12 protein-coding genes are annotated in these 11,996 nt (G+C 39.5%); 1 reads left to right on the top strand and 11 read right to left on the bottom strand.

The window, feature by feature from the left end; translation table 11 throughout:
- Nucleotides 1-362: 362 nt before the first annotated feature.
- On the top strand, nucleotides 363-1,568 hold the full coding sequence (locus DFP95_RS03110; protein ID WP_115991077.1) for an IS110 family RNA-guided transposase: 1,206 nt from the start codon (nucleotides 363-365) through the stop codon (nucleotides 1,566-1,568).
- Between the two features lie 185 nt (nucleotides 1,569-1,753).
- Here the strand turns inward: DFP95_RS03110 and DFP95_RS03105 are convergent, their stop codons facing one another.
- From DFP95_RS03105 to DFP95_RS03050, 11 genes are all read right to left on the bottom strand, one after another.
- Nucleotides 1,754-2,089, bottom strand: coding sequence for a hypothetical protein (locus tag DFP95_RS03105; RefSeq protein ID WP_115991076.1), 336 nt, complete (start codon nucleotides 2,087-2,089; stop codon nucleotides 1,754-1,756).
- Between the two features lie 285 nt (nucleotides 2,090-2,374).
- Nucleotides 2,375-2,851, bottom strand: coding sequence for a hypothetical protein (locus tag DFP95_RS03100; protein ID WP_115991075.1), 477 nt, complete (start codon nucleotides 2,849-2,851; stop codon nucleotides 2,375-2,377).
- 273 nt (nucleotides 2,852-3,124) lie between these two features.
- On the bottom strand, nucleotides 3,125-3,544 hold the full coding sequence (locus DFP95_RS03095) for a hypothetical protein (RefSeq protein ID WP_115991074.1): 420 nt from the start codon (nucleotides 3,542-3,544) through the stop codon (nucleotides 3,125-3,127).
- A 316-nt stretch (nucleotides 3,545-3,860) separates the two neighbouring features.
- Entirely contained in the window at nucleotides 3,861-4,199 is a 339-nt protein-coding gene (locus DFP95_RS03090; protein ID WP_115991073.1) for an HIT domain-containing protein, read from the bottom strand.
- 323 nt (nucleotides 4,200-4,522) lie between these two features.
- Nucleotides 4,523-5,068 carry a hypothetical protein gene (locus DFP95_RS03085; RefSeq protein ID WP_115991072.1) on the bottom strand — a complete coding sequence of 182 codons (546 nt, stop codon included), beginning with the start codon at nucleotides 5,066-5,068 and terminating at the stop codon, nucleotides 4,523-4,525.
- A gap of 800 nt (nucleotides 5,069-5,868) precedes the next feature.
- Nucleotides 5,869-6,645, bottom strand: coding sequence for a class I SAM-dependent methyltransferase (locus tag DFP95_RS03080; RefSeq protein WP_115991071.1), 777 nt, complete (start codon nucleotides 6,643-6,645; stop codon nucleotides 5,869-5,871).
- Between the two features lie 335 nt (nucleotides 6,646-6,980).
- A complete protein-coding gene (locus DFP95_RS03075; RefSeq protein WP_115991070.1) occupies nucleotides 6,981-7,289 on the bottom strand; it encodes a hypothetical protein in 309 nt (102 codons plus the stop codon).
- Nucleotides 7,290-7,549: 260 nt separating this feature from the next.
- Nucleotides 7,550-7,900: a hypothetical protein gene (locus DFP95_RS03070; RefSeq protein ID WP_115991069.1), complete on the bottom strand. Its 351-nt coding sequence runs from the start codon at nucleotides 7,898-7,900 to the stop codon at nucleotides 7,550-7,552.
- Between the two features lie 283 nt (nucleotides 7,901-8,183).
- On the bottom strand, nucleotides 8,184-8,717 hold the full coding sequence (locus tag DFP95_RS03065) for a hypothetical protein (protein WP_115991068.1): 534 nt from the start codon (nucleotides 8,715-8,717) through the stop codon (nucleotides 8,184-8,186).
- A 1,862-nt stretch (nucleotides 8,718-10,579) separates the two neighbouring features.
- Nucleotides 10,580-11,140, bottom strand: coding sequence for a nucleoside/nucleotide kinase family protein (locus DFP95_RS03055; RefSeq protein ID WP_115991066.1), 561 nt, complete (start codon nucleotides 11,138-11,140; stop codon nucleotides 10,580-10,582).
- 263 nt (nucleotides 11,141-11,403) lie between these two features.
- A complete protein-coding gene (locus DFP95_RS03050; RefSeq protein WP_245987304.1) occupies nucleotides 11,404-11,838 on the bottom strand; it encodes a hypothetical protein in 435 nt (144 codons plus the stop codon).
- Nucleotides 11,839-11,996: the final 158 nt, after the last annotated feature.

Genomic DNA, 11,996 nt, shown 5'->3' with positions numbered 1-11,996 from the left:
CGAAGGGACGGCCGCGATGCGGTTAGGTAGCGCGGGTGTGTCCGGCTGATCCCGCTTCTTCGCTGCTGAAATTCTCATCCCCGAATCCGCTTCGAGGGGCGAATGCCCCGATGCGTGAATATGGTGTTGGTATATTAAGCTCATCCCAGCAAGTCGGGGTTGAGCTTTTTCTTTTATACTAAGAAAATCACCACTGGGTAAAAACGTATGCGGTGTTGGGACTTAGATCTCTTCGCATAAAGTGTTTCAGCCTAAGTAACGTTCATACCCCGATTTAGCTGGTTGGGCTTCGAGCCCGTATCACCGTGCCAACCTGTGGAGAACGATTACGCCGGGTCCTAGTTGGTTAACAAGGAGGTTATATGCAACAGCCTATTCTTAGCATTGATGTGGCCAAAGACAAAAGCGTTGCCGCTGCCTTTTCTGCTTATGGTGCCATCGTTCGTAAACCATTTCCTTTTTCTCATTCGCCTCAAGGCGTTTCTTCGTTACTCCCCTTACTAGATCAGCTCGAGGAGATGACTCAGCAACGTCCTCACGTTGTGCTCGAGGCTACCGGTAATTACTCCAAGCCGCTTGTTTCTTTCTTCTCGGCTAAAGGATATCCCGTTGTTGTGCTGAATCCACTTCTGACTTATCAACTGAAGAAGAAGGCCACACGTAAGGTCAAAACAGATCCCATCGATGCCCTGCGGATTGCCCAAGCCTTCTACCTGGAGGAGGTTTCTCCGGTTCAAGAACTTGACTCAAAAATACTTGAACTCCGCGCCTTGTGCAGACAACATTACCAATGCATGTCCTTGTATGGCAGTGTTCAACTGCATTTCCGCTCTGTTCTGGATCTCGTTTTCCCCGGATATGACAAGGCTTTTCAGAACCTATGTAACCCAACTTCACTTCAATTATTAACTGCTTACCCTACACCCAAAGCCCTGTTAGATGCCAGTCACGCCGACATCCTGAGCATTCTATTGCACAATCGCCGAGGGCTCGCCTGGAACCAAAAGAAGCTAACTGCTCTCCTTACTCTTGCAAGTGAAAGTCTACCGGATCCTCAGGCTTCTGGTGCTCATTTGATCGGGATGAAGAACTACATTTCTCTGATACAAGCGCATCAAGCTGGACTAGCGGACATTCAAAAACACATGCTGCAGCTCGCTTCTTCCTTTCCTGAGCATGTGTTACTTCGCTCCATTCCAGGCGTTGGCCCGCTCACAGCGGCTACCATCCAAGCCGAGATTGGCGATATAAAAAGGTTCCCTTCCGTTAAACAGTTGACCGCTTTTGCCGGGCTGGATTCATCTGTTTACGAGTCGGGAACCTTTAAGGCCAATCAGAATCGCATTTCAAAGAGGGGCTCAACGTACCTCCGTACCGCTTTGTTTCAAGCTACCGTTGCCGGAATCTCGAAGCAAGTTAACGGTCCGAGAAATGAAATTCTATCGCGATATTACCAGTTAAAACGCTCACAAGGCAAGCTAGCAAAAGTCGCTACTGCAAACAAGCTTTTACGCATGATTTTCGGCGTCTGGAGCGGAAATACGCCATTTAACACATCTGGCAAGTAGATATAAGGAACATTTTACCATATGTCTTCTATTTCCGGGAAGGCTTATTTGAGTGCGTCATTTTGTGTCATACGATTGCGCAGGAACCCTCTGTATTGACTTTGATTAGCTGGTTTATGTGATGCCTCAGACATCTTGAATAGACCCAAATATTATCATTATATTACTTAGTTTATAGCTTTTGATTAGGCCTGTTTTATGTAAACGTTCCCCATGTCCATTATGCCTCTTACAAAAATATGGTTATGATATTTATCATTTTTATACTCTAAAATCCAATTCGGCCAAATGTAATTTGTGATAGACCTTTTTTCGTTTACTGCAATTCCGATTGTCTTGCCATGATTGCTAGTATCTGATTCTGAAAGTGAGTCTTTAAGCAAATAAACATTATTCTCAAATACTAAAGTATTGCCTTTCATTCCATATTTATTTATCCAAATTCTTGTATCTAAAAAATAAAATATTCCACATATCATAAAGAACGTCACCAATAATATAATAATTCTCCAGCGTTTCATGCTTACTCCCTTTCAGAACGGAAATTTGATTTCTTGTATAGATTTCTAAATGATTACTAATTCTTTCTAAGGTTTCACATAACGTTCTTGTATTCACGACGTCCCTCCACCTTAAGCCCGAAGGGCGGCCGCGATGCGGTTAGGTGGAGGGATGTGTCCGGCTGATTATGCTTCCTTGCTACTGAAATGCTCATCCCCGAGTCCACTTCTAACTCTGGTCCGGACCGAGGGACGAATGTCCCGATGCATGAATATGGTGTTAGGTGATGGCCCCGCTTCTTCGAATTACACCAGATTATTCTTATAAATTTCTGCCTGATATCCGTCTACTGGAAAGCCTTTTTCATTAAATGATTTATTATAAAATTCTCCTAAGCTTAATCCCATATCTATATAAATATTTTCAATTCTACATTCTTCATTCTCATATAGTTCATCATGATAAATAAATCCTATATGACTGCTTTTCAAATTTAGTACTATATAATCACCATTCAGTCCATGGCCAATAATTAATAGTCCTGACTCTATACATTTACTGTTAGGCATGTCCTTATTCTCTTCATCTAAATCGTTGGCTTTATAAAAAAAGTTGGAACCAAATCTTATTGAATGTATAAAAGAAAATCTTTCATAAAACTCAATAATATGATTGGGAATTTTCTTACTAATAAAAAACGCCTTTATATTCAAGGATAATCCTTCGCTTGATTTTGGAAATTGTAATGCTTTAAGAGCTTCTTCAAATAAATGAAGATCCATAACTAGTTACAACTCCATTCAAGATAGGATTAGGAATTTCGGAGCTTTCACCTAACGTTCTTGTATTCACGACGCCCCACCACCTTAAGTCCCGAAGGGACGGCCGCGATGCGGTTAGGTGGTGCGGGTGTGTCCGGCTGATTCCGCTTCCTTGCTACAGAGAGCTCCCCTCCGAATCCGCTTCTAACTCCGGCCGGACCGAGGGACGAATGTCCCGATGCGTGAATATGGTGTTAGATGAAGTGGCCACTTCTTTGAATACCCAAAGACACGTTATTCTGTATAAGTTATTCTTCCTCCAGGTAATGAAAGAAGTAAGAATCCATTCTCTCCATAAAGCTGCCATCCTTCAAACATTGAGCTTGTATGAAATAATTCTAGTTTTAAATCCCCTTCAAATTTAATTGAGATATCTCCTATTATTTCATTCAAGTCAATATTTAATATCCTCTTTCCTATCAAATATTCTTTAAAATTATTGATACATAATTGTTTAGTTTGTTCATGATTATATTCATAATAACCAATAAGAATTTCTTGATCTTTTGTAAGTCTCCAAGCAGATTCAATTACTAATGACTTAAAACCATCAGCTTCTTCGTTAAAAATAATTATTGGATTAAGCGGATTAATTTCTGTAACCAATGATCCTTTAAGTAAATCCAACTGACTTTGAAGTTGTATGTTAGACATTTATTTCCTCCGCTCTTGGCCATTTCATCTAACGTTTCTTGTATTCACGACGCCCCACCACCACCTTAAGCCACGAAGTGGCGGCCGCGATGCGGTTAGGTGGTGCGGGTGTGTCCGGCTGATTCCGCTTCCTCGCTACTGCCAATTGCCTTCCCGAATCCGCTTCTAACTCCGGCCGGACCGAGGGGCGCATGCCCCGAAGCGTGAATAAGATGTTATCTGAAGGTGCTCTTGAGTTACCCACAAATCTCTTATTTCTTCAAAATGATATCTTTTTCTCTTATTCATCTCTAGAACTTTAGATAATTCTTGTTCTTTACATCTGCCAGGTTAATTCCCTACCGCCAATCAAATGATAGTGCAGATGATAAATCTCTTGTTGCCCGTGCTTTCCTGTATTCGTTATTATTCTAAATCCAGCTTGATCAACTCCGAGTTTTCTTGCCACGTTCTTTATTCCTATATGGCACTTAAAAATAATGCTTTCATCGTGATCTTCAATATCCATTATGTTCTCTATGTGTTTCTTTGGTATTACAAGAGCGTGCACCGGCGCCATATCATGAAGTCCATAAAATGAAATCACATCATCATCTTCATATATAATCTCTGCTGGCTCTTCTCTAGCAATAATTCTGAAAAAGATACAACTCATATGATTCCCTCGCACTTAAGATTTTTATTGGTTCTAATCTTGCTTCACACTTTCAGATAACGTTCTTGTGTTCACGAGGCCCCACCACCTTAAGGTCCGAAGGACCGGCCGCGATGCGGTTAGGTGGTGCGGGTGTGTCCGGCTGATTCCGCTTCCCTGCTACTGAAAGTTCCCCTCCGAATCAACTTCTAACTCCGGCTGGACCGAGGGGCGAATGCCCCGATGCGTGAATATGGTGTTATAGGATGTCGGTGCCTTCCTGAATTACTGCAAAATCTATTTAATTAAAGCTTTACATCCTATTTGGAATTTGAATCTTAATTTCATTTGATTTCCATAGATCTTTGATCATCTCCGGTAAGAAAAATTTCACTTAAGTGCTCTGGCACAATGTCTGTTTTATTCGTTCTTAGATACTCATTAGTTCTTTCTATTAATAATGATAGTTTCATTCGAACCCAAGCATACGAGTCCATGTAGGAATCATCTTGAAAAGTATGGGTATTTCCATTCGATGGGTCTCTAATCTCCTTATTCACTCTAACTATTCTAGTTTTATCTTTATCAGGTCTCATATTTCTTGCGTAAACTGCATGATCCAAAGCTAAATATCCAATATTAATTTTGTGTCCTTGACGACTTGCGAGTATCCCGCCATCCTGAATACTCTGAACATTGAACTTATAAAAATGACAATAACAGCCATCGATTGACTGACTATGAATTCGATCTCTATTTCTAATTAAAGTGTAATCATGCGAATAATCGGTTACTTCCAAATCATAAAATGAGAATGCACCTGTATCTCTCTTAATATCAAAACCTTCATTTGCAAATCTAACAATGCGAACTTTGTTTTCTGTAAGCATAAAATCTCCTTTAGTTTTATCTGTTTGCACCGATTTCCTATAACGTTCGTGTATTCGCGACGTCCATTCCCCTTAGATAGCTCTTATCTTAGGGGAATGGATGTATCTGCCTGATTCACTTCCTCGAAAATGCCTCGGGCAGATCAAGGGCCGAATGGCCCGCAGCGCGAATATGGTGTTAGAGGATGTTCTCGCCTTCTTTGAAATACCTTCATAGAATCTATTGTATATAGGTCTTATTATGCTTTGTTCTTATTATGCTTTGTTCTTATTATGCTTTGTTCTTATTATGCTTTGTTCTTATTATGCTTTGTTCTTATTATGCTTTGTTCTTATTATGCTTTGTTCTTATTATGCTTTGTTCTTATTATGCTTTGTTCTTATTATGCTTTGTTCTTATTATGCTTGGTCTTATGATGCTTGGTCTTATGATGCTTGGTCTTATGATGCTTGGTCTTATGATGCTTGGTCTTATGATGCTTGGTCTTATAATGCTTAGTTATGATGTTTGAACTTATTATTCTTGTGACTTAACATGCTTGGTCTATTATTTAATTTGCACTTTAGCTCTTGCGGGAATTTCCTCTAACGTTCTTGTATTCACGACGCCCCACCACCTTAAGTCCCGAAGGGACGGCCGCGATGCGGTTAGGTGGTGCGGGTGTGTCCGGCTGATTCCGCTTCCCTGCTTCTGAAATTCTCAACTTCGAATCCACTTCTAACTCCGGCCGGACCGAGGGACGAATGTCCCGATGCGTGAATATGGTGTTAGCTGAAGTCAATGTCATCCCTTGAATCGCTTACACTAGCCTTAATATCACTACCGAATATCTATGTGGAATTATTAATTGATGTACTGTACTCTCAAACTTCTTCATTAATTCATTAGTAATTCTATTTTTAGTCTCTTCTGATTCGTTTGTTAGCCATGAAATTGATCGAATCTTTCCACACCATTCTTCAGGAGTAAATATTAAATTATAGTCGTGCTGCCATTCATCAATTAGTTGTAATGAATTATTCTTCCATTCTTGAAACCAGTTTATTGGAAAGCCATTTCTACGCTCTTTCACTTCAGCATTTGATCCGGCAGGCTTTAATTCGATATGGTTATTTGTAAGTACCTCAAAGGTTTCTTGTGCAACTTTCGAATTCGGTAAAAATATTGAATTAATTACAACTAGCTCTGCTTCTGGCTGCATTTTTGTCTTAATATTCTGAATCGCTTTTATCCTGTCGAACCAGTGCCAGGCTCTTACCACACAAAACAACTTGTACTTACCTTCAATATTAAAATCCTCAGCCTGCGCTCTTATGTAAGTTATTGATTTAATATTTTCTTCTTCATCCAGAACTTCAGCTTCCTTAATCAGCTCTTGTGATGGCTCAATTCCAATTACTCGTGCTCCTAATTTCACTAAGTCCCTGCTGAAGATCCCGCTTCCAGAGCCTAACTCAACTACATCTTTATTTCCGAATTGAACATCTTTGGCTTGAAGTTGTTCAAATAAGATCTCCGGTAAGCGATCACGATACTTTGCATAGTCCTTCGAGACATTCCCAAAATTAGTTGTCATTATCATCACCTCTACTCGAGATTACAACAATAACCAATTTAGGTAAAAACAAAAATCTGAATCACTTCAATTAAGTTTTTCTATTTGAACTGTACATTGATTTCAGCTAACGTTCTTGTATTCACGACGTCCCTGCACCTTAAGCCCCGGAGGGGCGGCCGCGACGCGGTTAGGTGGAGGGATGTGTCCGGCTGAATCTACTTCCCTGCTGCTGAAATCCCTCTTCGAATCCTCATCTGACTTCTGCCGGACCGAGGGCCGAATGGCCCGAAGCGTGAATATGGTGTTATATGAAGTTACTGCCTTCTTCGAGATTTCAAGCAAGTTTTTATTTCTTATTGGTTCATTAATTGTGTAATTCTTTGGATAGTTATTTTCATTCCTTCATATAGTTCTGTCACTGATCTATAATCTTGTTTGAATACGGGGTTATCCCATTTTTGATCTTTTATAATATAAATAATAAATACTCCATTGAGTGTAAAAGATTTGCCGTACCATCCTACATCTATTATATAATTATTTGGATATTTAACTTGCAGCATATCTTCAGTTAACCATTTAATATCTGTCATCTCGTCAGGGCTTAATTTATAGGGATTGTAAGTTACTGTACCTGGTTTAAAATTGAAATTTTCAAACATTTAAATATCTCCTAAGATGATTTATTAAAGGTTTTTGCAGTAATTTCATATAACGTTCTTGTATTCACGACGTCCTACCACCTTAAGCCCGAAGGGCGGCCGCGATGCGGTTAGGTGGTGGGATGTGTCCGGCTGATTCCGCTTCCTTGCTACTGAAAGCTCCCCTCCGAATCCACTTCTAACTCCTGCCGGACCGAGGGGCGAATGCCCCGATGCGTGAATATGGTGTTAGATGAAGTTACTGCCTTCTTGATTGACCCTCAACTTTCTTTGGTTTCTATATAATCCCTATATTTATCATGCAGTTGAATTCCAGCTATTATTGATTCCCCGGTTTCTTTATCGATTATGTCTGCCTTGAAATTTAAGTCCTTATATCCATCAATCATTTCAAGAATTGAACAAATTACTTCTTCTATTATTTCAGATTGCATTCGACTAAACTTTTCTTCACTTATGTGTTGTCCAATTTCTTCATAAGTCTTTTTATGTTCTGTCCAGGGCATTATTGATTCCTTATTTAAGCTTGAAGAACTAAGATCAACATAACTTTCTTTGATGATTTCTAACTGTTGAAATAAACTATTTAGTTTGTAGTTAGCAACCGACATTATTACTCACCATTTCTTTCTTTATTTAGCATTTAGCAGTAATTTCATCTAACGTTCTTGGATTCACGAACCCTCACTGCCTTAAGCGACCATCGGGAGCGGCCGCGACGCGGTTAGGCTGTGCAGGGTTGTCCGGCTGATTCCGCTTCCCTGCTGCTGAAATACTTCAATCGAATCCGCTTCGATTACTACGGTCCGGACCAAGCGGCGTAGCCGCGCAGCGTGAATCCGGTGTTATCCGATGCCACCTCTTCTTCGATTTACTAAATATTCTTTGCTGTATTTATTTTGAATTTACTTTATAATCTTTAATCTTCTCATCATAAATGAAATTTGCTTCAGTTGGATAATCTTTACCTACCATTGTAATTAGGTTATCAAAATCAGTTAAATCAAGATAATATAACTTGTCATTTCGAGTTTTATCCGAATTAAAGAAAAACCCATTAATTATTTGATTATCATCTGTTGATATAAAAAATATATAACTATGAATCACTTGATTATATAATTTCTGAATCCCGATATCTTCTTTCATTGGATTCTGTAAATCATAAAGTTCTTCAATTCTATGCCAATTCATTCTCGTTACGTTTTTAATATTTTTATAGGCTTTGACTTTAATATTCTTTTCAATGGTTCCTACCGAGAGTTTTGATGCCTCGGATAGTTTTCTTACCGAGTAAAGCGCAAGCATTATATCTTTTTCAAAACGAGCAGCTAGATGTTCATCATATTCTTTAGTTTTATAGACTTTATTTAGCTTCTTAGACAATGCTAACAAATCATCTTTCCAGTAAGATGACTCCCAAATCATAGTTAAAATCATTCCTTTTTATTAAAGGTGGTTTCGGATAACGTTCTTGTATTCACGACGCCCCACCACCTTAAGCCCGAAGGGCGGCCGCGATGCGGTTAGGTGGTGCGGGTGTGTCCGGCTGATTCCGCTTCCTCGCTACTGAAAATCCTTCCCCGAATTCACTTCTAACTTCTGCCGGACCGAGGGACGAATGTCCCGAAGCGTGAATATGGTGTTATCCGAAGGATTCGACCTCTCGAGCTACTTACAAAAGATCCTGTCATCTCGATTTAAGGTAACTGCTATTATTGTCTATCAATTGTGGTCGGTCTTAATTTCTTTGTCATTCAAATACGGTCTTGATCTCTGGTCTTCAAATACGCTCTTGATCTCCGGTCTTCAAATACGCTCTTGATCTCCGGTCTTCAAGTACGCTCTTGATCTCCGGTCTTCAAATACGCTCTTGATCTCCGGTCTTCAAATACTGTTTTGAATATGAGCAATTGAAGGCTTTCAAATTGTCCAGACTGTTAATTTGATCTTAATCATCCCTCTCGAATCTTTCGGATAACGTTCCTTGTATTCACGACGTCCAACTCCCTTAAGCCCGAAGGGCGGCCGCAATGCGGTTAGGGAGTTGGATGTGTCCGGCTGATTCCGCTTCCCTGCTACTGCAATTGCCTCCCCGAATCCGCTTCTAACTCCGGCCGGACCGAGGGCCGAATGGCCCGATGCGTGAATATGGTGTTAGCTGAAGTCTCTGACTTCTCTGAATTACTACCAAATACAATTTCAATTCTAAATATTAATAATTCAAATCACTTTCTTTAATTCAAGTTCTTTAATTCAAGTTCTTTAATTCAAGTCCTTTAATTCAAGTCCTTTAATTCAAGTCCTTTAATTCAAGTTCTTCTATTTCCAACCATTCGACTTTGCAATTATATAAACTAGCAACCTTATTAGGAATGGATAAATAATTAATAAAATACTGCCATTCAAAAAAATTAAAACGTTTTTATTATATATGGATGAAACTAATGTCATGCCTATAATAATGATCCAAAAAAAACTAAAAAAGACAATAAAAAATCGGGGTCGTTTGTACTTGTATTTGTAGTAACTAAATAATCTAAGTACTTTCCTCATTTTATCCCTCATTTCAATTACCAGAGATTTCAGCTAACGTTCTTGTATTCACGACGCCCCACCACCTTAAGGTCCGAAGGACCGGCCGCGATGCGGTTAGGTGGTGCGGGTGTGTTCGCCTGACTCCACTAACAGCACTTTCCACTTGGGGCGAACCGAGGCAGCTCGTCTGCCGAAGCGTGAATATGGTGTTATCGGATGTCTCCGACTTCTTGATCAACTTACAGTTCGCTCTTCATATCTTCAATATTGCTCTTTAATTACGATCTTAATTACGGTCTTAATTACGGTCTTAATTGGTATTATAACCCAGTCCTTCAATTTCTGCTCTTCATTTCTCTTTGAGTTCTTCTATCTAGTTCATCATAAAAAGCCGCGGCGCCGAAGGTTGCTCTGATCTTCGGATCACTCGCGACTAATTTAGTTACTTTGATTAGTATTGATTTAATTATTCTTTGGCGAGATTGTTTATTCATTTCTTTGTCTTTATTTTATTCTTTCAATTGCTCTTTCGCACTCGGAGATTTCCGATAACGTTCTTGTATTCACGACGCCCCACCACCTTAAGGTTCCGAAGGAACCGGCCGCGATGCGGTTAGGTGGTGCGGGTGTGTCCGGCTGAATCTACTTCCCTGCTTCTGCCAATTGCCTCATCGAATACACTCCTAACTTCTGCCGGACCGAGGGGCGTATGCCCCGATGCGTGAATACGGTGTTAGACGAAGCTCTTGGCTTCAATGAGTTACTTTCAAATGGTTCGTGATCTGTTGTTTAATACTCTCTACCAATTCATTCCTTCCTTGAGTACCATCAATTATCACATCGGAGTTTGGTTTCACTGAATTTAACATGGCAAGGTATGCTTCTCTTGCTCCAGACAAATATGATTGCATATCAAGCCTAATTTCCTCGGCACTTGAGTAATTAAAATCTCTCAAAATCCGTCTAGCCATTGCAACGTCTAGAGGGGTATCAATAAAAATAGTCAAATCAATAAATTCATTCATTTCTTTATTTAAGTACGCAAATGGATAGTCAAGTAATATGTAATCATTTTGAGTGTCTTTATTATCTAATATTATTCTTAAATCGTTAATTAAGGGAGACAATTTCCATTCATTATAATCTCCTCCTTGATGAGCCCACTCAATTAGGTTATCAGGACCTTCAAAATCATAATTATCGAAAAATAAAGCTATTGAATTGGCTAATTCGTTATTAAGAAGTTGTATTACAGTAGTCTTTCCCCCGCCTGAAACTGCTGCAATTGAAATTATTAAAGGCTTCTTCAAGATATCCTCCTAGAAATTGAATTATCTATATTGATTTTTAAAGGCTTTACAAGAGTTTCGTCTAACGTTCGTGTATTCACGACGTCCTACCACCTTAAAGGAGCGAAGCGACTGGCCGCGATGCGGTTAGGTGGTGGGATGTGTCCGGCTGATTATGCTTCCCTGTTACTGCCAATTACTACCCCGAATCCTCTTCTAACTCCGGTCCGGACCGAGGGGCGAATGCCCCGAAGCGTGAATATTGTGTTATGCGATGCCACTTTCACTTACGATTGTTTAAGTCTTAATGTCTTGTAAATGAATATTATTATGGTTAATCCAGCTATTCCAAAAATTATTTTTATCCAAAAATATAAATCATCAATTAGATTTATTGATTCATATTTTCCATTATTTATTGCTTTGACGAATCCATTTTCTGTTTTTATTGCAATTTCCGTCCCTGTACCTATTCCTATAATTGAATAATACTCCGTGCCTTTAGGATATACATTTGAGAAGTTTCCCCTATAGGTTCCCTCACGATCTGAATATCTTGTCACTTTACCTATCTTCTTTTCAATCTTTTCTCCCTCAATCTTGTCATCGGTAACAACATATAAATCTCCTGAATAAACAACAAATCTATGTTCCCAATCTGCATATACATTCTGATTTGAAAAAATAATAAAGAGTACGAAGAGTATACCGATTCTACTCATTTCAACCCCCCCCCAGCTAGAAAGTGGTTTCGCATAACTTCTCTTCTACGAACTTCAACAACTCTTACCGCATCATATGTTTGCGTACTTCGCGAATACATAGTGTGCGAATATGTTCATGTCACTTACATCACTCAAGTGATCCCAATTTATTCTAG

The sequence above is a fragment of the Cohnella lupini genome (genome assembly GCF_003386205.1).
GTDB classification, from domain to species: Bacteria; Bacillota; Bacilli; order Paenibacillales; family Paenibacillaceae; genus Cohnella; species Cohnella lupini.
Note: the sequence above shows the minus strand (reverse complement) of the source record. Positions and strands in the feature narration are given on the sequence as shown.

Bases quoted from the DNA above. Each gene is read 5' to 3' on its own strand.
- DFP95_RS03110 (WP_115991077.1), top strand. From the start codon at position 363: ATGCAACAGCCTATTCTTAGCATTGATGTGGCCAAAGACAAAAGCGTT.
- DFP95_RS03105 (WP_115991076.1), bottom strand. From the start codon at position 2,089: ATGAAACGCTGGAGAATTATTATATTATTGGTGACGTTCTTTATGATA.
- DFP95_RS03100 (WP_115991075.1), bottom strand. From the start codon at position 2,851: ATGGATCTTCATTTATTTGAAGAAGCTCTTAAAGCATTACAATTTCCA.
- DFP95_RS03095 (WP_115991074.1), bottom strand. From the start codon at position 3,544: ATGTCTAACATACAACTTCAAAGTCAGTTGGATTTACTTAAAGGATCA.
- DFP95_RS03090 (WP_115991073.1), bottom strand. From the start codon at position 4,199: ATGAGTTGTATCTTTTTCAGAATTATTGCTAGAGAAGAGCCAGCAGAG.
- DFP95_RS03085 (WP_115991072.1), bottom strand. From the start codon at position 5,068: ATGCTTACAGAAAACAAAGTTCGCATTGTTAGATTTGCAAATGAAGGT.
- DFP95_RS03080 (WP_115991071.1), bottom strand. From the start codon at position 6,645: ATGACAACTAATTTTGGGAATGTCTCGAAGGACTATGCAAAGTATCGT.
- DFP95_RS03075 (WP_115991070.1), bottom strand. From the start codon at position 7,289: ATGTTTGAAAATTTCAATTTTAAACCAGGTACAGTAACTTACAATCCC.
- DFP95_RS03070 (WP_115991069.1), bottom strand. From the start codon at position 7,900: ATGTCGGTTGCTAACTACAAACTAAATAGTTTATTTCAACAGTTAGAA.
- DFP95_RS03065 (WP_115991068.1), bottom strand. From the start codon at position 8,717: ATGATTTGGGAGTCATCTTACTGGAAAGATGATTTGTTAGCATTGTCT.
- DFP95_RS03050 (WP_245987304.1), bottom strand. From the start codon at position 11,838: ATGAGTAGAATCGGTATACTCTTCGTACTCTTTATTATTTTTTCAAAT.